The sequence below is a fragment of the Shimia sp. genome (genome assembly GCF_022448905.1).
Classification (GTDB): domain Bacteria; phylum Pseudomonadota; class Alphaproteobacteria; order Rhodobacterales; family Rhodobacteraceae; genus Shimia.
The window spans coordinates 29,022-51,081 of the sequence record NZ_JAKVCW010000023.1; the positions used below are offsets into that span (position 1 = coordinate 29,022).

Annotated in this window: 17 protein-coding genes and 2 tRNA genes; 10 read left to right on the plus strand and 9 right to left on the minus strand. The window is 59.7% G+C overall.

Annotated elements, in window-relative coordinates; genetic code table 11:
- Window positions 1–3: 3 nt before the first annotated feature.
- Window positions 4–1,629: a long-chain fatty acid--CoA ligase gene (locus MK208_RS19900; RefSeq protein WP_294119422.1), complete on the minus strand. Its 1,626-nt coding sequence runs from the start codon at window positions 1,627–1,629 to the stop codon at window positions 4–6.
- A 220-nt stretch (window positions 1,630–1,849) separates the two neighbouring features.
- Here MK208_RS19900 and MK208_RS19905 point away from each other — a divergent pair, with 220 nt between their 5' ends.
- Window positions 1,850–2,761 (plus strand): pirin family protein, encoded by a 912-nt coding sequence (locus MK208_RS19905; protein WP_294119423.1) that lies wholly within the window; start codon window positions 1,850–1,852, stop codon window positions 2,759–2,761.
- Between the two features lie 123 nt (window positions 2,762–2,884).
- A complete protein-coding gene (locus MK208_RS19910; RefSeq protein WP_294119424.1) occupies window positions 2,885–4,180 on the plus strand; it encodes an MFS transporter in 1,296 nt (431 codons plus the stop codon).
- On the opposite strand, the gene MK208_RS19915 is transcribed toward MK208_RS19910, so the two are convergent.
- Window positions 4,177–4,764, minus strand: a complete 588-nt coding sequence (locus MK208_RS19915) for a TetR/AcrR family transcriptional regulator (RefSeq protein WP_294119425.1) — start codon at window positions 4,762–4,764, stop codon at window positions 4,177–4,179. The genes MK208_RS19910 and MK208_RS19915 overlap by 4 nt on opposite strands.
- 135 nt (window positions 4,765–4,899) lie before the next feature.
- Here MK208_RS19915 and MK208_RS19920 point away from each other — a divergent pair, with 135 nt between their 5' ends.
- From MK208_RS19920 to MK208_RS19950, 7 genes are all read left to right on the plus strand, one after another.
- A complete protein-coding gene (locus tag MK208_RS19920) occupies window positions 4,900–5,127 on the plus strand; it encodes a hypothetical protein (RefSeq protein WP_294119427.1) in 228 nt (75 codons plus the stop codon).
- A gap of 95 nt (window positions 5,128–5,222) precedes the next feature.
- On the plus strand, window positions 5,223–6,521 hold the full coding sequence (locus MK208_RS19925) for a homoserine dehydrogenase (RefSeq protein WP_294119429.1): 1,299 nt from the start codon (window positions 5,223–5,225) through the stop codon (window positions 6,519–6,521).
- 228 nt (window positions 6,522–6,749) lie between these two features.
- Complete coding sequence (locus tag MK208_RS19930) at window positions 6,750–9,116, plus strand: VCBS domain-containing protein (RefSeq protein WP_294119430.1); 2,367 nt, start codon at window positions 6,750–6,752, stop codon at window positions 9,114–9,116.
- Between the two features lie 95 nt (window positions 9,117–9,211).
- Window positions 9,212–10,186, plus strand: a complete 975-nt coding sequence (gene glpX / locus MK208_RS19935; protein WP_294119431.1) for a class II fructose-bisphosphatase — start codon at window positions 9,212–9,214, stop codon at window positions 10,184–10,186.
- Window positions 10,187–10,273: 87 nt separating this feature from the next.
- Window positions 10,274–12,019 (plus strand): single-stranded-DNA-specific exonuclease RecJ, encoded by a 1,746-nt coding sequence (gene recJ / locus MK208_RS19940; protein WP_294119432.1) that lies wholly within the window; start codon window positions 10,274–10,276, stop codon window positions 12,017–12,019.
- Between the two features lie 159 nt (window positions 12,020–12,178).
- Window positions 12,179–12,253 (plus strand) — tRNA-Glu (locus MK208_RS19945).
- Window positions 12,254–12,299: 46 nt separating this feature from the next.
- Window positions 12,300–12,374: transfer RNA gene (locus MK208_RS19950), tRNA-Glu, on the plus strand.
- 146 nt (window positions 12,375–12,520) lie between these two features.
- Here MK208_RS19950 and MK208_RS19955 read toward each other — a convergent pair.
- The 7 genes from MK208_RS19955 to MK208_RS19985 all read right to left on the minus strand — a co-directional run bounded on the left by MK208_RS19955 (window position 12,521) and on the right by MK208_RS19985 (window position 21,015).
- Window positions 12,521–13,996 (minus strand): NAD-dependent succinate-semialdehyde dehydrogenase, encoded by a 1,476-nt coding sequence (locus tag MK208_RS19955; RefSeq protein WP_294119435.1) that lies wholly within the window; start codon window positions 13,994–13,996, stop codon window positions 12,521–12,523.
- An 83-nt stretch (window positions 13,997–14,079) separates the two neighbouring features.
- Window positions 14,080–14,568 carry an Lrp/AsnC family transcriptional regulator gene (locus MK208_RS19960; protein WP_294119437.1) on the minus strand — a complete coding sequence of 163 codons (489 nt, stop codon included), beginning with the start codon at window positions 14,566–14,568 and terminating at the stop codon, window positions 14,080–14,082.
- Between the two features lie 518 nt (window positions 14,569–15,086).
- Window positions 15,087–15,587 carry a TrmO family methyltransferase gene (locus MK208_RS19965; RefSeq protein ID WP_294119438.1) on the minus strand — a complete coding sequence of 167 codons (501 nt, stop codon included), beginning with the start codon at window positions 15,585–15,587 and terminating at the stop codon, window positions 15,087–15,089.
- A 118-nt stretch (window positions 15,588–15,705) separates the two neighbouring features.
- Entirely contained in the window at window positions 15,706–17,424 is a 1,719-nt protein-coding gene (locus MK208_RS19970) for an ABC transporter ATP-binding protein (protein WP_294119440.1), read from the minus strand.
- Complete coding sequence (locus tag MK208_RS19975) at window positions 17,424–18,365, minus strand: ABC transporter permease (protein WP_294119441.1); 942 nt, start codon at window positions 18,363–18,365, stop codon at window positions 17,424–17,426. Before MK208_RS19975 ends, MK208_RS19970 begins: the two co-directional genes overlap by 1 nt.
- Complete coding sequence (locus MK208_RS19980; RefSeq protein ID WP_294119442.1) at window positions 18,365–19,345, minus strand: ABC transporter permease; 981 nt, start codon at window positions 19,343–19,345, stop codon at window positions 18,365–18,367. The genes MK208_RS19975 and MK208_RS19980 overlap by 1 nt, the downstream gene beginning before the upstream one ends.
- Before the next feature lie 113 nt (window positions 19,346–19,458).
- Window positions 19,459–21,015 (minus strand): ABC transporter substrate-binding protein, encoded by a 1,557-nt coding sequence (locus MK208_RS19985; RefSeq protein WP_294119445.1) that lies wholly within the window; start codon window positions 21,013–21,015, stop codon window positions 19,459–19,461.
- A 245-nt stretch (window positions 21,016–21,260) separates the two neighbouring features.
- On the opposite strand from MK208_RS19985, the gene MK208_RS19990 reads away from it, so the two are divergent.
- Window positions 21,261–21,992 carry an STAS/SEC14 domain-containing protein gene (locus tag MK208_RS19990; protein WP_294119443.1) on the plus strand — a complete coding sequence of 244 codons (732 nt, stop codon included), beginning with the start codon at window positions 21,261–21,263 and terminating at the stop codon, window positions 21,990–21,992.
- Window positions 21,993–22,060 lie beyond the last annotated feature (68 nt).

Genomic DNA, 22,060 nt, shown 5'->3' on the forward strand with positions numbered 1-22,060 from the left:
GGCTTAGACCATGTCCGGTAGCTTGTGGTCGGCAAACTGTTTGCGCAGGGTCAGCTTGGAAACCTTGCCTGTGGCGGTGAGCGGCAGTTCGTCGACAAACACCACATCATCCGGCAACTGCCATTTGGCAAAATGCTCGAGCAACAGGTCCATCAACTCGCTGGCCTCGGGTTTGCCTTCGGGCGACGGCACCGCCACCAAGAGCGGGCGCTCATCCCATTTAGGATGTGCCACGGCGATGACCGCGCAATTGGCCACCTTGGGATGCGCCATGACGGTGTTTTCCAGATCGAGCGAGGAAATCCATTCGCCGCCAGACTTGATCAGGTCTTTGGCCCGGTCGGTGATGGTGAGAAAGCCGTTTGCGTCGATGGTGGCAACGTCGCCAGTGCCAAACCAGCCTTCAGCATCAAAGGCGGTGGCATTGGCCTCTTCGTTTTCAAAATAGCCAGAGGTGATGGCGTTGCCGCGCACATAGAGCTCGCCTGCGGCCTCTCCATCGTGCGGCAGGCGGTTGCCGTCCTCATCCACGATTTTTAGATCAACGCCAAAGACGCGGCGGCCTTGTTTGGATTTGATGGCGATACGCTCGGCCATTGGCTTGCTGTCGAGATGATCTGGCAGATTGCCTTGGGTGCCGATGGGCGACATCTCGGTCATGCCCCAGGCGTGACAGACGTTCACGCCGCCCTCCTCGAAGTACTGGATCATCGACGCAGGGGCGGCGGAGCCACCCACCACCATATCACCGAGGCCCTCAGGCATGCGCCCTTGGTTGGCGATCTCGCCTTGCAGGCCCAGCCAGACCGTCGGCACACCCCAGGCCGAATAGACTTTCTCGTCATCCATCAGTTTGAACAGGCTGGCGCCATCCAAAGCGCCGCCGGGGAAGATCAAGGACGCGCCGGTAAGAGGTGCGGCATAAGGCAGGCCCCAGGCGTTGACGTGAAACAGCGGGACAACGGGTAGGATGCGCTTGCCTGGCTGCAGCGCGGCAGGCAGCGAGAGGCCCACCATCATGGCGTGCAGCACCGTGGAGCGGTGGGTGTAAAGCGTGCCTTTGGGATTGCCAGTGGTGCCGGAGGTGTAACACAGGCCTGCGGCGGTATCCTCCGGCAGGTCCGGCCAATCGAAATGGTCTGGCTGCCCCTCCAGCAGCTCTTCGTAGCAGAGGTAATCGCCGTCGGGCATGTGGGCGCGGTCGGTCATCACGACCACTTTCAGACTTTGCGGCCATTGCCCACGCAACGCGTCGACAATCGGCACAAAAGTCAGGTCCACAAAGAGCATCGTGTCATTGGCATGGTTGACGATGTAGGTCATCTGCTCGGCCGACAGGCGCGGGTTGATGGTGTGGCACACGCCGCCTGCCCCGGAGATGGCATAATACAGCTCGAGGTGGCGGTAGCCGTTCCACGCCAGCGTGGCGATGCGATCGCCCAGTTTCAGCCCCTGCGCGGTGAGCCCATGCGCCAGTTGCGCGACGCGTTTGGCGGTTTGGGCATAGGTCTGGCGGTGAATGTCGCCTTCGGTGCGGACCGAAACCACCTCCCCTTCCGAGTGGATTTCTGCCGCGTAGCTTAGAATGTCCGCAATCTTCAGCGGACGCATCATCATGGACCCTTGCATTTGGCCCTCCCCTGCCAATCAGTGTCTGTTCGCCTGAGTACGTTACGCGCAAGTTCTGGGATTTCAAAAGCCTGCGTTTGGAATGCCGTCACGTCGCGAGATCTGCCACTTTGGTCGCATGCCCCGTGGTTCTGTGCAGATGCGCACAAAGATGTTGCGAGGCCGCCAATGGTTGGGACGCGGGCGCTGCCCTATCTTGGAAAGCGAAAGGAGACATGCCATGTCGATCAGACCAGTTTTGGAGACACGCAAGGCCATTGCCGCAATGGAAGGCGCAGGCGTGCATTTGCATCGGGTGTTTGGGTTTCAGGACCCGGAGGAGCTTGATCCGTTTCTGATGATGGATCACTTCCGCAATGATGATCCCCGGATGTATGAGAAGGGCTTCCCCTGGCATCCCCATCGTGGGATCGAGACCATCACTTATGTTATAGATGGCGCGGTGGAGCATCAGGACAGCCTTGGCAACACCGGCAACCTGAAAAACGGCGATGTGCAGTGGATGACCGCAGGCAGCGGGATTTTGCATCAGGAGATGCCGACCGCGGATGCCAATGGTGTGAACCACGGGTTTCAGCTGTGGGCCAACCTGCCACGTGACCTGAAAATGACCGATCCGCGCTATCAGGATGTTGAGGCCAAGGAGATCCCAGAGATTATCGATGATGACGGCACAAAGGTGCGGATTGTCATTGGCAGCTTCTGGGGCAAAACCGGGCCGGTGGATGGCATTGCCGCCGATCCTATGTTTCTGGACGTGACCGTGCCAGCGGGGGTGAAAAAGACCTTTCCTATCGACACACGGCGCCGGGCCTTTGCCTATGTGTTTGAAGGCGATGCCGCCTTTGCCGATGCCAGCCAGCCAACCGGCATCCTGCTTGAAAAAGAGGTGGCGGGCGAGGAGCTGAACATCCGCGACATGAGCGGGGACCGCACGCTCATCCGCTTTGGCAATGGCGACGAGGTCACGGTGCAAGCCGGGGAAGAAGGTGTGCGCTTTCTGTTGATTTCCGGACAGCCTATCCAAGAGCCAGTAGCCTGGCACGGGCCGATTGTGATGAACACGCAACAAGAGCTGCAACGGGCCTTTGCAGACCTGCGCAATGGGACGTTTATCAAACCGGCACATTAACCACGTCGGCGGCGGGAGGGAGACCTCTGGCCGCCAGCCATTTGCCTCCACTAAAGATTCATCTCCACAAAGGCGTTTTGCGTACTAAGGTCATGCAAGGTGGAGGACATCGGAGGGGGAACTATGGAGACATCACCACGGGTGATGACCCGTTGGCAGCTGTTGTGTTTCAGCTTGTTGTCGGCGCCTTTGGCGATGGTGAACTTTGCCGTCGTCAGCTTTGTCCCGACATTTTATGCGGTTGATCTGGGCGTTGGACTGGCCACGGTGGGGGCGGTGTTCCTGTTTGGACGGGCCTTTGACATCGTGACCGATCCGCTGGTCGGGGCGTTGAGCGACCGCACCCAGAGCCGATGGGGGCCACGTGTGCCTTGGATGGTGGTGGGGTTTCCCGGATTATTGCTCTTTGTCTGGCTGCTGCTGTCCCCGCCGGACGGGGTGGGCGCGCTGTATCTGTTTTGCGTCGCCTCCGCCTATCTGTTGTTCCTGACCTTCTTTGATGTGCCCTACTCCAGCATTGGGTTGGAGATTTCCCCCAATGCGCATGAGCGCTCTGTGATCGCTGGTACAAAAGGCATCTTCCAGATTATCGGCGCGGTGCTGGCCTCGGTGGCCTCTGCGGTGTTTGCCGGGCAGATGGGGATGTCGTTGCAGATGACGGGCGTGATCTTTGTTGGGATGATGCCAATCGCTTTGGCGCTGTTTTGGTGGCGGACACCGCGTCAGCCCCGGCCACCTGCAGAGGCGCGGCCCAACCTCTGGAGGACCTGGTTGGACTGCATGAAAAACCGCGCGTTTCGCGGGTTGATGCTGGCGTTTTTTGCGGTGCAGGCCGCCAATGCCATGACCGTGGGCCTTTTTGTTCTGTTTGCCACCCATGTGCTGCAGGCACCGGATCTGGTCGGGCCGATGTTTCTGGCGCTGTTGCTGGCAACCGCCCTTTTTGTGCCCGTCTGGGTGATCCTGTCCAAGAAGATTGGCAAACAGCAGAGCTGGATCGCCGCGATCGTGCTGTGCTGTCCGGTGGTGCTTGCGGCCTATCTGGTGGGCGCAGGCGATACGGTTCTGGTCCTGATGATCAGCTTTGGGCTGGGCGCCTGCATGACCTGTGACGGCGTGATGCCAACCTCTTTGCTGGCCGACATTGTGGCGGCGGAAGAACAGCGGCAGGGGCATTCACAGGCGGCGAGTTATCTGGCGCTCAAGAATGTGGCCTCAAAAATGGCCTTTGTCGCGCTGATGGGCGTGGCGTTTCCGGTCTTGGGCTGGGCCGGGTTTGACCGCGACGCGGGCAGCGCACCGGAAACCATGGGCGTCCTACTGCTTTTCTTTGCCGCCGTGCCATGCGGGCTGCGGCTTTTGGTGGCGGGATTTTTGTGGCGCGGCACAGCGCGGGACCGCGCCGAGGTGGCGATCTAAACGCCGACTGCTTTGCGCACCATGTCCCAGTAAATCTGCTCCACCTCAGCGAGAGACAGACGTCCGCCTTCGCGGAACCAGGTGTTGACCCCGGTCAACATCGCAATCACCGCCATGGTGGCAATCTTGGGATCGCTGACCTCAAAGTCGCCACTGTCGATGCCCGCGCGGAGAATGGCTTCCAACCCGTCCTCATAAGACCGGCGCAGTTCTTCGATTTGGGCGAAATTTTCCGGCGTCAGGTTCCGCAACTCCATATAGGCGATGAAAACTTCATCAGGCCGTTCAGAGTGAAACCGCAGGTGCAGGCGGGTGAAGTTTTCCAATGCCTCAGTCGGTGTCGCCTCGTCTGGCAGCTCTTCCCGTGCGGCCAGAAGCTCGGTCATATGGGTTTGCATCAGGTCAAACAGCAGGCTCTGCTTGTCCGGCGTGTAGTTATACAGCGCTCCGGCCTGTACCCCCACTTCCCGTGCGATCTGGCGCATGGAAACGGCGGCGTAGCCGTGTTGGGCAAAGAGCTTGAGCGCCGCATCGCGGACGCGCGGGCCGGTGATGCCGGAATGAGAGCCTTGAGTGCGTGCCATGGCACTTAATTATCTGAACATACGTTCGTTTAAAAGCGTCTCTGCAGCCTTGCCTTGTCATCATCATGGCTTGTGTGTCGCCGCGGCAATAGGTCATAAAGCGGTGACCTAGTTTCGGACCAAGCCATGCTGCCTATGCGCGCCTTTGTTTTTGCTGCTCTTCCTCTCGTGATGGTGACGGCCTGCGGAGAGACACCTGATATGGCGGCCACCAGCGATCCCGCATTGGAAGCCGCGGCTTATCCCGACATCCTGCCGCAAAATGCGCTGCCGAAAGCGCCCAATGGCCGGTTGACGGAAAACAGTGAGGCCGAGCTGGAAGCCCGTGGCGCGCGGCTTCAAAACCGCGCCAAGAATCTTTAGATCCTGGCCAATCACACCGCGCGTTGCACAGCACGTAAAGAGCGGCTAAACGGCATAGCGACATATTCAACTCTCCTGCTAAGAGGTAGCCCAACATGACCACTTCCCAGCCTACTCCGCTTCGTCTTGGGATTGCCGGTTTGGGCACCGTGGGCGTGGGCGTTGTAAAAATCATTCGTCAGAAAGCCAACGTATTGGCGGCGCGGACCGGTCGACGCATTGAGATCAGCGCGGTGAGTGCGCGCTCCAAAGACAAAGACCGCGGCGTGTCGCTGGCGGGCTATGCTTGGGAAGACGATCCAGTTGCTTTGGCGAAACGCGACGATGTGGACGTATTTGTCGAGCTGATGGGCGGCGAAGACGGTCCAGCCAAAGATGCCATTGAAGCCGCGCTGGCACTGGGCAAAGACGTTGTCACCGCCAACAAGGCGCTACTGGCGCACCACGGCCAAGCCCTAGCAGAGACCGCCGAAGCCAAGGGCGCTGTGATCCGGTTTGAAGCGGCTGTGGCTGGCGGCATTCCGGTGATCAAAGCGCTGACCGAAGGTCTGGCCGGCAATGACATCACCCGTGTGATGGGGGTGATGAACGGCACCTGCAACTACATCCTGACCCGGATGCAGGACGCGGGCTTGCCCTATGAAGAGGTTTTTGCCGAAGCCGACGCGCTGGGCTATCTCGAAGCCGATCCGAACCTCGATGTGGGCGGTATTGACGCCGGTCACAAGCTGTCCCTGTTGTCCTCCATTGCCTTTGGCACCAAGGTGGATTTTGACGGTGTGGAGCTAGAGGGCATTCAGCGCATCTCCATTGAAGATATCAACCAGGCTGCGGAACTGGGCTTCAAGATCAAGCTGCTGGGCGTGACCCAGATGACCGGTCGCGGTCTGGAGCAGCGCATGTCCCCTTGTTTGGTTCCGGCGGACAGCCCATTGGGTCAGCTTCAGGGCGGCACCAATATGGTGGTGATCGAAGGCGACGCGGTGGAGCAGGTTGTGCTGCGCGGCCCTGGCGCGGGTGAAGGTCCAACCGCCAGCGCCGTCATGGGCGACGTCTGTGACATCGCGCGCGGCTTCCGCCTGTCGACCTTTGGTGTGCCAGCAGAGATGCTGACCACGGCCAAATCGGCACAGTCCAACTCGCCAGCGCCCTATTACCTGCGCCTCACCCTTGAGGACCGTCCGGGTGCCATGGCCAAGATCGCGACCGCGTTGGGTGATAATGGCATCAGCATCGATCGCATGCGCCAGACCCGCCATGACGATGCTCACGCCCCAGTGTTGATCGTAACCCACAAAACCCAGCGCGCGGCGCTGGATGCCGCTGTTGTTGCGATGCGCGAAACCGGCGTGATGGCCGCCGATCCGGTGGCCTTGCGCATCGAGGCTGTGTGATCTGCGTCAGACCGCGAAACGCTCAAATATAGTAAATTTTGAATAAACGCCAATCCACGATACACTCCAGCGAGTGGTAGTGGGTTGGCGATTATCGTTGTGCGACGGTTGTACGGCACTTCGTTTTTAAGTGTGTGATCTGCCGCAGCGAATGACACGTCCCGGTCGCGGCGCTTTGCGGATGTCAGGCCTTTTTTGTCTAAGAAATTTTGTTTGGGGGAGAACACCATGCCTAGGTTTAACTCATGGCTCGATTGGTTCCTGAAGCCGATTGTGGTTGGCACGCAGAAAGGGGATGTCTTGTCCCTAGAAGGCAACGGCCTGCCTGGAAAAATCTTCGGCCGCGGTGGCAATGACACGATAATCGGCGGCAACCGCAGCGATCTGCTGTTTGGCGGCTGGGGCCATGACGATATTTCCGGCGGGCGCGGCAACGACAAGATTTTTGGTGGTACCGGCAATGACACCATGTCCGGTGGCGAAGGCTACGACCAGATTTGGGGCGGGCGTGGCCGCGACACGGCTGTTTATGAGGGCTCTGTATTTGGCTACAGCTGGGAACAAGGGTGGTTCCGCAAGTTCTACGTCAAAGACATCGACCACTCCGACGGCAACACTGCCATTGATACCCTGCGCGGTGTCGAGCTTTTGCAATTTGACGACTACACCTTCAAATTACGCGGCGCTAATGCCGCACTGGTTCTGGGGGAGGACGCCACCACGGACGAAGACACACCGGTGGTGATTGCTTTTGACGCTTACGATTTTGACGGCGGCACGGTCACGGTGGCGAGCATTTCCACCTCCCAAGGGAGCCTGAGCCTGATCGGCAGCAGCGGCTTGGCGCAGGGCATGGGGGTCGGCGCCAGCTTCAGCTATCGTTTTGATCCGACCACAGCCTTCAATTATCTTTCCGTCGGTGACTATGAGACGGCGACCATCACCATTGTGATTGATGACGGTCAGGGAAACCTGACAACGCAGACGCTGGATGTCACCGTGACCGGGGTGAATGACGCGCCCAGCATCACCGGCGTGACCAACGAGGTTGGCGACCTTCAAGAAGACAGCGTGCTTGCCGCAAACGGTGTGGTCTCTGCCGTGGACCCCGACGTGAACGACCTGCTGACCTTCTCGGGCGGGACCGGCACCTATGGCACCTTTGCCATTCATCCCGATACCGGCGCCTGGACCTACATTTTGGACAATGCCTCCCTCGCGGTACAGGAATTAAGCGTGGGTGACAGCCTGGTGGACACCATTGTGGTGCAGGTTTCTGATGGCAATGGCGGCACTGACTCAGCCAACGTTTCGGTGACAATCTACGGCAGCAACGACACGCCCGTGATCAGCGCGATCACCTATGACAATGACTCCGTTACCGAAGACGGCGCGGTGCAAACCGCCTCTGGCGCAGTGGTGGCCAGTGATATCGACAAGAACGACACGCTGAGTTTCAACGTTGTCGGCAGTGCCACCGGCACCTACGGCACGCTTGCGCTGGATCCCAACACCGGCACCTGGAGCTATGTGCTCGACAACAGTTCTGCGGCAGTGCAAGCCTTGGCCGCCGGTCAAACCGTTGTGGAGACCTTTGATGTTCAGGTCAGCGACGGCAACGGCGGCTTTGACACGGAAACCATCTCGATTGATGTCAACGGCAGCAACGACGTACCAGTGATCAACGGCACCGTGTTTAATGTTCGCGAGGTGACAGAGGACGGCGGGCTCATTGCACGCGGCCTGATTGAGGTGACAGACATCGATACAAACGACACCCTGAGCTTTACGGTTTTAGGCAGCGACACCAGCGGCTTTGGCACATTGACCGTGAACCCGGATGGCAGTTGGAGCTATGCGCTCAACAACGACAGCGAGTTGGTGCAGGGGCTGAACACCGGAGATGTGCGCACAGACACCTTCAATGTGGCGGTGACCGATCCAAGCGGTGCGCGGGCCACTACCACACTCTCCATCACCATCAATGGTGCGGATGACGCGGAACCTGACCCGGGCGATGGCGGCGACGGCGGAGAGCCACCGGCGCCAGTCTCTTCAACCCTGTCGTTTGAGGGCCAACCTCACGCGGCCTCTTTTGAAGGCACCGCAGGTGGCGTGCTTTGGTCGGCGGGCTGGGCCACGATCGACACCACGCTGTTTGGTCAGTTGGGCGGCAACCGTGGCGGCGGGCAGCTTGACACCGGCGTGGCCAACGGCGCCACCAGAGGCGTGATGGTGGTGGGCGGCACGGGTGGCGTGACGCTGAACGGCGATTTTGTCGACACCTTCGATTTTAAAAGCGCGCAGGTCACTTCGGCATCCAACGAAGGCATGCAATTGACCGTGGAAGCCTTTGATCAGTCCTTCCAGTTCATCGAGACCAGCCCCGGTGTGTTTGAAAACGTCGAGGTCTTCACAAGTCTTGGGTCCGAGACCTTCACGCTCTCCACCACCGGCCCGACATTGCTGGAATTTGACGATGCCATCTTTGATGCGGTAGATCGTGTGGTCTTCACCACCGCTGGCGGCACGCCGTTGCCGCTACCGCTGTCCGGCGACCTGTTTGTCATGGATGATGTGACCATTTTTGTCTGATCTCCGTTTTGAGACCAATCCCCGGCGGGCTCAGGTTGCGCCGGGCATAGGGCTGCGCTATTGCGGTCTTAAACGTGTTCAAAAGGATTTATTTCATGTCGCTGAAGCCGGAATTTCACGATCGCATGTTGTCCCTTGGCCTCGCCCGCGTTGCGGAACAGGCTGCCATTGCGTCCGCTGCCTTGATTGGCAACGGGGACGAAAAGGCTGCTGACCAGGCCGCCGTAAATGCGATGCGCGAGCAGCTCAACCTTTTGGACATCGCAGGTGTCGTTGTCATCGGCGAAGGCGAGCGTGACGAAGCGCCAATGCTTTACATCGGCGAAGAGGTTGGCAACGGCAACGGCCCGGGCGTGGACATCGCCCTGGACCCGCTGGAAGGCACCACGCTGACCGCCAAAGACATGCCAAACGCACTGACCGTGATTGCCATGGGCCCGCGCGGCTCCATGCTGCATGCACCAGACACCTACATGGACAAGCTGGCCATCGGTCCGGGTTACCCTGAAAACGTAGTGTCACTGGACATGAGCCCGAAAGAGCGTGTCGAAGCACTGGCCAAAGCCAAAGGCTGTGAGACCTCTGACATCACTGTCTGCATTCTGGAGCGCCCGCGCCACGAAGACGTGATTGCAGAAGTGCGCGCCACCGGCGCCTCCATCCGCCTGATCACCGACGGTGACGTGGCCGGTGTGATGCACTGTGCCGAAGCCGAAGAAACCGGCATCGACATGTATATGGGCCGCGGTGGCGCACCAGAAGGCGTTCTGGCAGCCGCCGCTCTGAAATGCATGGGTGGTCAGATGTGGGGCCGTCTGGTGTTCCGCAATGACGACGAGCGCGCGCGTGCTGCAAAAACTGGCATCACCGATCTGGATCGTATTTACTCCCGTGACGAGATGGTAACGCAGGATGTGATCTTTGCCGCAACCGGCGTGACCGGCGGCTCCCTGCTGCCACGGATCAAGCGCACCCCGGGTTGGATCGAGACAGAAACCCTGCTGATGCGTTCCAAATCCGGGTCCGTACGTCGTATGACCTACCGCGCACCAGTGGATCAGACCTCTTGATCGCAACAGACATTCTTGTTTGATTGGGCCATGCGCCCAGATGGCCCGCCTCTTTGGCGGGCCTTTTCTTAAGACGAAGGCCCCGATATGACTGATTTCCTTGGTGTTTCCGAAAGCTTGACCGGACGGCGCTGGGTGGGGCCGGATGTGGAAACCTCCCGCGCGGCGGAGCAACTGGCGCAAGACACGGCTCTGCCCCCTGCCCTCTGTGCCGTTCTGGCGCGGCGTGGCGTGAGTGCTGGCGAGGCCGAGAGTTTTCTGGAACCCAAGCTGGTCGATCTGCTGCCGGACCCACGCAGTATTAAAGACATGGAAGTGGCCGCGGGGCGGTTCTTGCAGGCCGTGAAATCCCGCCAGCGTATTGCGGTCTTTGCCGATTATGACGTGGACGGCGGTACCTCAGCTGCCTTGCTGATTACCTGGCTGCGCCAGATGAACCTGCAAGCCACGCTCTACGTCCCGGACCGGATTGACGAAGGCTATGGCCCCAATGAGGCAGCGATGGCAGACCTTGCGCGGGCGCATGACCTGATCATCTGTGTCGACTGCGGCACCCTGAGTCACGGGCCGATTGCCGCGGCCAAAGGCGCGGATGTGGTGGTGCTGGATCACCACCTTGGTGGGGAGACCCTGCCGGACTGCGTGGCGGTGGTGAACCCCAACCGGCAAGATGAAAGCGGCGATCTGGCCCATCTCTGCGCGGCGTCGGTGGTGTTCCTGATGCTGGTAGAAGCCAACCGGCAGATGCGGGAGGCGGACGGCACACGGGGGCCGGATCTGATGGCGATGCTGGATCTGGTTGCACTTGGCACCGTGGCCGATGTGGCGCCATTGATTGGCGTGAACCGCGCTTTGGTGCGGCAGGGGTTGAAAGTGATGGCCCGGCGGAACCGTCCCGGCGTGGTGGCGCTTTCTGACGTGAGCCGCATGGATTCTGCGCCCAACAGCTATCACCTTGGCTTCCTGCTGGGGCCACGGGTGAACGCGGGCGGACGCATTGGACAGGCCGATCTGGGTGCACGTCTGTTGTCGACCAGCGACCCCGCCGAGGCAGAGGCTTTGGCCGCGCGCCTAGATGAACTCAACACCGAACGTCGCGACATCGAAGCCTCAGTGCGGGCCGCCGCCATGGCGCAGGCCGAAGAACGCGGATTGGACGCGCCGCTGGTCTGGGCCGCAGGCGAAGGCTGGCACCCCGGCGTGGTGGGCATTGTCGCCTCACGCCTGAAAGAGGCCACCAACCGACCTGCTGTGGTGATTGGACTTGAGGATGGCGAAGGCAAAGGCTCTGGCAGGTCAATTTCCGGCGTCGATCTGGGCGCGAGCATTCAGAAACTGGCTGCCGAGGGCCTGTTGATCAAAGGCGGCGGACACAAGATGGCCGCGGGCCTCAGCGTGGCGCAGGATCAGCTGGAACCGGCCATGGAACGCCTGTCTGAACTGCTGGCCAAACAAGGCGCAGGCGACGCCGGGCCCGCAGACCTCAAACTCGACAGCTTGCTGATGCCCACAGGGGCCACGGTCGACCTGATCAACGACATCGACAAAGCCGGGCCCTTTGGTGCGGGAGCGGCAGCGCCGCGTTTTGCCTTCCCGGATGTGGAGATCCGCTTCACCAAACGCGTGGGCGACAGCCACCTGAAACTGACCTTTGGCGACGGGTTTGGCGCGCGCATCGATGCGATTGCCTTTGGCGCCTATGACACGCCACTGGGACCTGCGCTCGAATCGCATGGCGGCGCGCGGTTCCACTTGGCCGGACGGCTGGAAATCAACACCTGGGGCGGGCGTCAGTCGGTGCAACTGCGGCTTGAAGACGCCGCCCGCGCCTAGCCAAAGCTTCCTTTAGCCCTCAATATCCTGGGGGACTCGCAGCCCTGCTGTGGTGGGGGCAACGCCCCCGCCGTCGTCGCAAAAATTTTCCGGAAGTCGCGCAAATTTCCACTTGCACCCACCCCATGGTTTCACTAGATACGCCTCACGCTTAAGCGCGTCCCGTTCGTCTATCGGTTAGGACGCCAGGTTTTCAACCTGGAAAGAGGGGTTCGATTCCCCTACGGGATGCCATAAGCGGGGTATAGGGACCTGGTCTCTGACGCGCCCATAAAAGAGCGTCCCGTTCGTCTATCGGTTAGGACGCCAGGTTTTCAACCTGGAAAGAGGGGTTCGATTCCCCTACGGGATGCCACTTTTATCCTCCACCACCATGAACCTCACCGCCAAAACGCCTATGCGTTTCCGTGTCGTTTGCCAGGCCTTTCTGCATCTCCACGCAATAGAAAAGCGCGCCCATCCGTGGGGATGCGCGCGCCGGAAAGTCTGACCTGGCTGTTCCTAGCCCCAGTCGCGGCAGACGTATTTGATCTCGGTGAACTCTTCCATGCCCAGTCGGGCGCCCTCACGCCCCAAACCGGACTGTTTGGTGCCGCCAAAAGGAATCGGGGCGCCAGTGACCTTGGTGCGGTTCACCGCCACCATGCCGTATTGCAGCGCACGGCTGAGGCGGTAGATCCTGCGTGGATCGTGACTGTGCACGTAGGCCACCAGACCATATTCTGTGTCATTGGCCGCCGCGACCACCTCCTCCTCGCTGTCAAAGGGCGTGATGGGCGCAACCGGACCAAAAGTTTCTTCCGACATGATCTGCGCCTCTGCGGGCACGTCGGTCAGCACGGTGGGTTCAAAGAACAGCGTGCCCAGCGCATGACGCTTGCCGCCACAGGCCAGCTTGGCACCTTTGGCCAAAGCATCAGCCACATGCTCTTCCTGCTTCTGCACCGCCTTCTCGTTCATCAGCGGGCCAATGTCGGGATCGTCCATACCCAGACCAACACTCAACGCCTTGGTGGCGGCGACAAACGTCTCACAGAAAGCCGGGTAGATGTCGCGCTCCACAAAAATGCGGTTGGCGCCGAGACAGTCCTGACCCGAGGTGGCAAATTTGGCTTTGATGGTTTCTTCAACTGCCACATCCAGATCCGCGCCCTTGAAGACAATCACCGGCGCGTGGCCACCCAGTTCCATGACCAAGCGCTTTACCGTGCTGGCGGACTGACGAAAGAGCAGCTTGCCCACCTCGGTGGAGCCGGTGAAGGACAGCGCGCGCACGCGGGTGTCGCGGGTCCATGGATCGACAACGGTGGGGGCAATGCCCGTGACCACGTTGAACACCCCCGCCGGAATACCCGCACGCTCGGCAAGTTCCGCCAGCGCCAAGGCGCTATACGGGGTTTCCCCAGAAGGGTGCGCCACCACGGTGCAGCCAGCGGCCAGCGCGGCGGCGGCCTTGCGGGTTAGCATGGCAGAGGGGAAGTTCCACGGCGTGATCAGCGCAGCCACGCCCACCGGTTCGCGCCACAGCTCCACCTCGGCATCCGGCAGGTGGCTGGTAACCCCCTCGATGTTGGGGCGTTTGGATTCCTCGGCGTAAAACTCCACAAAGGCCGCGCCATAGTCGATCTCGCCGCGGGCTTCGGAAATGGGCTTGCCCTGTTCCAGCACCATGATCCGTGCAAGATCTTCTTTGTGCTCCAGCTGCAGTTCAAACCAGCGGCGCAAAATGGCCGCGCGCTCCTGTGGCAACAGCGCCGCCCAGGACGGGAAGGCCGCCTGTGCCGCGTCCACCGCCGTCGAGGATTCCTCAGCAGACATCGCGGCCACGCCGCCCAGATGGGTGCCATCTGCAGGATTGGTCACAGCAAAGCTGTCACCATCTTTGGCCGCCTGCCATTTGCCGTTGATGTAGGAAAAGGACCGCACAAGGGCCTTGTCGGTGATGTCTGCGCGGGCAGAGAGCGCGGTTTGCGTCATGGTAGAAAGTCTCCTCTTGATGAGGAGACCCTGCCGCAAGTCCACAGAAGATTTGTCCGAAGTTGTTGGTGTTCGCAGAGGATTTAGCTGCGTTCCGTCGCGCCAAGCAGCACATCAAACGGTGGCGCGCCGTGCTCCTTCACCGGCTTGGTCACGATGTAGGTGAAATAGCGCGACAGGCCGATGCGCGCGTCCAGCATTTCGTCAATCAAGCGCTGATACGCGTCGATGTCGCTGGTCACAATTTGCAGCAGATAGTCAAAGCCTCCGCCAAGCGCCCAGCAGGCCACAACCTCGTCATAGCGCTGCATCGCGGCCTCAAAGGCCCGGAAGCTGGCCGCGGTGTGGTCGGCGATCTCGGCAGAGACAAACACGGTGACATTGGGCGCAAGTTTCTTGAGGTTGATGCGCGCGCCGTAGCCTTCGATAAGCCCGGCTTTTTCAAGCTTCTTCAGACGATCCCAGCACGGGGTTGGCGAGAGGCCAATTTTCTCTGCCAGTGCCGCTTTGGTGATGCGGCCTTCTCGCGTCAACACAGCAAGGATGTCGATGTCCCGTTGGTCCAGCTTCATAGCAAAAACCCCAAACCGCTTGGGGCTGTGCGCATATCGGGGCGGCCCCCTGAAGCATATGTAGGTGTGGTGAACATCATAGCCAGACTGCGTTATCAGCACCGCTTTGCTATCGGCAAGTCCAATCGCCTTGCCCGCCAAAACTGACCGAAAAAATTTCCAGATTCCGACTTTCGCGAACCATCGCTTAACCACTGACTCTTCATTAACCAAATCGCTCTACGGTTTCCCTGTGTTGTAAGCCCCGCGCCTGCCCTCTCTGATTCTCTCTTCAGGGCGCGGTTCGTAAGGGAATGGGAACTATGACAAAAACACATTTGTCAGTCTGGGTACTGCCACGCAGCCAAACGCAAGACGCGCGCCCTCCAGCGCGTCGGGCGAATCGTACGGGTGCGTTCATCGTGGCCGCCTGTGGCGACACGGACTTCGCTGTGGAGCCCAAGCCATCCTGCAACAAAAACCGCCGGATCTGGCCGCACACCGCGCCGACTCGTCCCCGGATTTTTGCGCGCTAGTCTTTAGAGTTCTGGCGGCACATCCACGGCAGGCGCGCTGGGTTTGATATCCAAGAGCGGCGTGCCGTCAAAACAGTCGATGGCGTCAATGCCCATGACGCCTGCTTCCAAATCCAGCGACGTGATGCGCACCGCCGCCAGTGAAATCGGGTTCACGCGGTTGGGCGAGCGCAGTGCGAAGGTCCCGCTCGCGGTATCGCGATGCCGGGGCCGCTGGGTGATCAGATCGCGCCGCGCCTGATGCATCCAGTAAAACAGCAAAATCCCCTGCCCGACTTCCAAACCCGTCAGTCCCTGTGCAAAGCCAGGCTCCAGCACAACACGGGCGCCCTGACCGGTTTCGCGGGCACGGGTCACGTTCTTGGGACAATCGCCGCGCTGCCATGGGGTTTCGATGTGACCAATAAAGCGCAACTGCGCATCCACGCGCTCCAGTGGATCAAAAGACAGACGGTCCTCGCCGTCACGTTGCTCTGGAAAGGCGGTTGTGGTGGGCTCGGTCATGGCGGGGTTCCTCGGATGTCTTCCGCACTCTGCCAGCAGACCTGAGGGGATGCCAGCCTCTGCTTGGTCGCACCCTGAAAATGAAAAACGCCGCTCCGGAGAGCGGCGTTTTCTGGTTTTAGATGATCTCGTCCTGAAGACCTTCCGTGGACAGCCCTTCGAGCTTGGGCATCAAGCTCAAAAGCTCTCGTGTGTAGCTCTCTTTTGGTGCGGCAAACAGCGTTTCGGTGTCCGCCACCTCCACCATTTGCCCCTGACGCATCACACCGACACGGTCACACATCTGGCGTACCACCGGCAGGTCGTGGCTGATGAAGAGCATGGTCAGGCCGAGGTGCTCCTGAAGATCTTTGAGGATGTTCAGAATCTGCGCCTGAATGGACACGTCGAGCGCGGATGTCGGCTCGTCACAGATCAGGAAGCGCGGCTGTGTTGCCAGAGCGCGCGCAATCGAAATCCGCTGGCGCTGACCACCGGAGAACTCGTGCGGATACTTTCGGCCCGCTTCCGAGCCAAGCCCCACACGTTCCAACAACTCGTCCACACGGTGCTGAATGGCAGCGCCTTCCAGCAGCTTGTGGTGTTTCACCGGCTCCGCAATGATTTCATCCACACGCATGCGCGGGTTGAGGCTGGAAAACGGGTCCTGGAAGATCATCTGGATCTGACGGCGGTAGCTTTCCAAGTCCTTGGCGGTCTTGAGCTGCGTGATCTCGTCTTCGTCAAAGAAGATCTTGCCACCATTGGTCTGATAGAGCGTCGCAATCATGCGGGCCACGGTCGACTTGCCCGAGCCACTTTCCCCCACGATGCCAAAGACCTCACCTTCGCGGATGTCAAAGCTGACCTTGTCCACGGCAGTGAAGAACTTGCGGCGTGATGGGATGATCGACCCACTTTGCAGGAAAGTCTTGGTGAGCCCCTCGACCTTCAAAAGCGTGCCGGATTTGGTTGGCTCCGGACGGTCCCAGTTGCGCGCCAAATCGTCGATGTGGAACGCAATCTGACGACCACCATAAGACAGCTGCGGGAAGCGATGCACCTTGAGCGTCGGACGTGGCACTGCGGCGATGAGCGACTTGGTGTACTCATGCGCCGGGGCGCCAAGCACTTGCTCTGTGCTGCCGCTTTCCACGACCTCCCCCTGATACATCACGGTCACCTTATCTGTGGTGTCCGCGATCACACCCATGTCGTGGGTGATCAGGACCACGCCGGTCTGACGTTCCCGCGCCAGCTCCTTGATCAGCTCAAGGATCTGCGCCTGAATCGACACGTCGAGCGCCGTGGTCGGCTCATCCGCGATAATCACATCCGGTTCCGAGCAGAGCGCAAGCGCGATCACCACCCGCTGGCGCATGCCGCCAGAGAACTGGTGTGGGTATTGATTGATGCGCTCGTCCGGCATGGGAATACCCACCCGGTCCAAAAGCTCAATCGCGCGCTTTTTGCTGTCCGCGTCGGACAGTTTCAGGTGGAACTGGATGGTTTCCACCAACTGCTGCCCAACGGTCAGAAGCGGGTTCAGCGAGGTCAGCGGGTCCTGGAAGATCATGGAGATCTTCGCGCCCCGCAGCGCTCGCATGCCGTCCGCATCGCGCCCGTTGATGTGCTCCCCCTTGAAGCTCACCGTGCCCTCGGCGATGTGGCCGGGGCGCTCCAGCAAGCCCATCACGGCGGCGCCGATGGTGGATTTGCCCGCACCGGACTCGCCGACAAGACCATGGATTTCCCCCGGCTCAACCGCGAGGTTGGCCTTGTTCACCGCCACAAACAGCTTGCGACGGGTCGGGAAGTGGACCGAGAGGCCCTCGATATCTAGGAGTTTCTCGGTCATCACTGCAGCCTCGGGTTCAATGCATCACGCAGCCAGTCGCCCAGCAGGTTCACAGACAGCGCAAGCGCCAGAAGGGTCACGGATGGGAACAGGATGATCCACCACTCACCGGAGAAGAGGAAATCTTGCCCGATGCGGATCAAGGTGCCCAGCGACGGTTGGGTCGGCGGTGCGCCCACGCCGAGGAAGGACAGTGTTGCCTCAGCAATAATGGCCAACGCCAAGGAAATCGTCGCAATCACCAGAACAGGCGACAACACGTTTGGCAGGATGTGACGCAGCATGATGATGCCACGACCGCGACCCATCATACGCGCGGCTTGCACGTACTCTTTGTCTTTTTCCACCAGCGTCGCGCCACGCACCACGCGGGCGAATTGCACCCAATCAGACAGGCCAATCGCGATGATCAGTACCCAGATGGCCATTTGGTCATGGTGCTGAATTGGGATGACACCTTTGGCGATCCCGAAGATCAGCATGGCCACCAGAATGGAGGGGAAGGTCAGCTGCACATCAGCGGCGCGCATGATCAGGGTTTCCACCCAACCGCCGACGTAGCCAGCCACCAGACCAAGCGTGATGCCGAGGATCATGGCGAAGCTCACAGCGGCCAAGCCGACAAAGAGCGAGACGCGCATGCCATAAAGAATGGTGGAAAACACGTCGCGGCCCTGATCGTCTGTGCCAAGCCAGAAGACGTCACCGGTGAAGTCATTGGGCGCCATCGGCGCGGTAAAGCCGTTCATCAGGTCCAGAGAGCCCGGATCAAACGGGTCATACGGCGCGATCAGCGGTGCAAAGACAGCGCTCAGCACCAGCAGCATCACCACGATGAAAGACACCACGGCCACCGGCGAGCGGCGGAAGCTGTAGACAAAATCGCTGTCCAGCGCCTTGGCAAGACGCGACTGCGGTGCGGTTGCGGATTGATCAGACATCAGTGTGCCCCCTTCCCGTCCGTGCGCAGGCGCGGATCGATCGCAAAATAGAGCAGGTCAACGATCAGGTTGATCCCCACAAACATCACCGAAATCAGCATCAGGTAGGCCGCCATCACCGGGATGTCGACAAACTGAACCGCGTTGATGAACAACAGACCGACACCCGGCCATTGGAACACAGTCTCCGTAATGATCGCAAAAGCGATGATCGAACCAAGCTGCAGACCGGTCACCGTGATCACCGGCACCAGCGTGTTTTTCAGCGCGTGGCGGAAGTTCACCGTGCGGTCTTTCAGACCTCGGGCCCGGGCAAAGCGCACATAGTCCTGACGCAAGACTTCCAGCATCTCGGAGCGCACCAAACGCATGATAAGCGTCATTTGATAAAGACCCAGGGTGATGGCAGGCAGGATGATCGCCTTAAGCCCGGTCGCGGTCAGTAGGCCGGTGCTCCACCAACCAATGTGCACCACATCCCCCCTGCCAAAGGCGGGTAACCAACCCAATTCAACCGAGAACAGATAGATCAGCAAAATACCAATCAAGAAGGTCGGCAGAGACACCCCGATAAGCGAGATGGACATAATCGCATTGGCGAGGAACCCATCTTTGCGGATCGCAGTGAACACCCCTAGGCCGATACCGATTGAAATCGCCAGAAAACCACTGACCGCAGCCAGTTCCAACGTCGCTGGCGCACGCTCCACAAGGATTTCCGCCACTGGGCGGCCCTGACGGTAGCTGACCCCAAAGTCACCTTGCACCGCGTTTTCGAGGAATTTGTAGTATTGCACCGGGAAAGGTTGATCCAACCCAAGCTCCGTCCGAAGACGGGCAATGTCAGCATCGGTGCGTTCCTGACCCAACATGTTATCAATCGGATCCCCGACGAATTGAAACATGCTGAAGGCAACTAAGCCTACGACCAGAAGAACCAATGCGGACTGTAGTACTCTTTTTAAGACATACGTCAGCATCACTGCGTCCCTTTGTTTTTTTATTGGCGCGAGCCTTGCGCTCTCAAAGGGCGCAGGTCAAGTGCAGCGCGTGAGGCGGCGAAGATTGCCCGCCGCCTCATTTTTAGGCAGTTTTATTGCACGTTCACCCAGCGCAGAATAAAGAAATTATCCGGGCGCTGTGTCAGGGAGACGTTGTCACGCGCACCCCATACCAGAGGTTGTACGTACATCGGCACATAGGCGGTTTCCGCCTGAAGAATCGCTGCGGATTCGTCGAGCATCATCTGGCGTTTGCCATCATCGATCTCCGATTGGATCATCGGCAGCATCTCGTCGATCTTGGCGTTGGAGTAGCCGCCAAAGTTCCAACTGCCGAGTTTCTTCTCAGAGTTCGGGGTGTGCGCCAGGAAGCGGATTGGGTGCTCTGCGTCAAAGGTGCCCGGGGACCAGCCCAGCAGATACATGTCGAAGTTATCCGCCCGCAGTTCTGGCCAGTAGTTGGAGACCGGCATGGCGTCCAGTTCAGCATTGATGCCGACTTTTGCCAACATCGCTGTGACCGCCTGACAAACCGCTTCGTCGTTCAGGTAACGGTTGTTTGGGCACTTCAGGCCAAAGGCAAAGCCATCGGCATAGCCCGCTTCTGCCAGAAGGGCTTTGGCGCCTTCCGGATCATACGTCGGACGGTCCATGTTGGCAGCGGAGTAGCCGCGCATTGCCGGGCTGACCAACTGGCTGGCGGGTTCGGCATTGCCACGCATGATGGTTTTCAGGATCGCGTCCACGTTCACCGCTTTGGACACCGCTTCCCGCACACGGGCGTCTTGGAACGGGTTTGGCTTGCCGGCATCCGCGCCGTATTTCAGCACGTCAGCTTCCTGGGCAAAACCAAGCATGATCACGCGCGCCTCGATGCCTTGAATGACTTGCACGCCATCCTGGCCTTGCAGACGTTCGGCATCCTGGATTGGCACCGGGTTGATCATGTCCACCTCGCCAGACAACAGCGCGGCCACAGCGGTGGCCGAGTTCTGGATCGGGGTGAACTCCGCCACGGTGATGTTATGCGTTGCCTCGTCCCACCAACCGTCAAACGGCTTAAGCTGCGTGCGCAGGTCCGGTTCGCGCTCGGTCACCATGAAGGCGCCGGTGCCGTTGGCGTTCAGCGTGGCGTAGTTGCCGTTTTCCTTGTCCGGCAGCGCGGCGTTGTTCGCTTCGGCCCAGCCTTTGTCCACGATCATCCAGTTGGCAATGCTGTCCGGGAAAATCGGGTTGGGGGCGGAGGTCATGATGTCGACGGTCTTGCTGTCGACAACCTTCACCTCAGACACCGGCGCAAACCAGCTGCGGGTATCAGACACTTCGTTGGACGCACGCTCATAAGAGAACAGAACGTCTTCGGCGTCAAAAGTGCTGCCATCGTGGAAGGTCACACCTTCGCGCAGATGGAAACGCCAACCTTCGCCGTCGCCAATCGGCTCCCAACTGGTCGCCAGCGCGGGCTCAATCGACATGTCTTTTCCGCGACGCACGAGGCCTTCATACACGTTGTTCAGAAAGCCCAGAACCGGTGCAGAGTTCACCGCGTGCGGGTCCATGGTTTGCGGATCGGTGGTGCCCGCCCACTTAAACTCTTCGGCTGCAACAGGTGCAGCACAAACAGCGGCCAGAACGGCCGCGCTTAACATATGTCTCATGACATTTCCCCTGTTCTTCAATCCGCGACGTCGCGCGCGGGTGCATGGGAACAGTGTCACCCCAAGCGGATTGCAAAAGCAAGGTCGACACACATTTTTGTGAACAAGTTAAGCCATTTTCAGGCTTAAGATTTTTCCGCTTGCACGCAATCCGAGCAAAATACTCAAACTTTTGTTGGGCTGGCCTTGGTGGCTGTGCCACCATGGCGGTGCAGTTAGTTTATTAAGGTGACGACATGATTGAAGTGACTGAAGCAGGCGGACCGGAATTTCTGGAAGTCCGCATGACCGCCCCCATTACCGAAAGCGACTATACCGACGTTCTGACCCCGGCGATTGACCGGGCCATCGAGCAGGCGGAGAACATTCGCCTGCTGGTGATCCTGGACGGTGGACCGGGGGATTTCACCGCCGGCGCCATGTGGCAGGACAGCCGGATGGGGTTCAAACACTGGCGCGGGTTTGACCGCTGTGCCATTGCGACGGACGACAGCACAATGAAACGGCTGATCTCGATGTTTGGCGTGCTGATGCCCTGCCCCGTGGCGTTGTTTGGCCTGTCAGAAGCTGACGATGCCCGCCGGTGGCTGCGCGAAAGCCTTGGCTCCATTCAGATTGACGCGGTGGATGACAGCACCGTCTGCGTACGCCTGATGGGTAAGCTCGACAGCGAGATCTACGAAGGCAAATCCGAAGATCTCGACAATCTTCTGGCGGGCAAAAGCCCGTTTGGGCTGGTGATCGATCTGCGGGAATTTGACGGCTGGCAGGGCTTGGGCGCGCTGCGCGACCACTTCGCGATGGCCAGTGCGCATGTCGGGCAATTGACCCGTGCGGCTATTGTTGGCGATGCCGGCTGGCAGAAAATGGCCTCCAAAGTAGGCACACATGCGTTCGGGGTGAACGCAAAGCATTTTGGCGCCGATGATTTTGACAAGGCTGTGACCTGGGTTCAAACAGGCGCCTAGCTTCCCGCATTCTCAAAGCAAAAAGGCCGCCCATTGGGCGGCCTTTCCGTAGTCTGAACTGAAGAGGC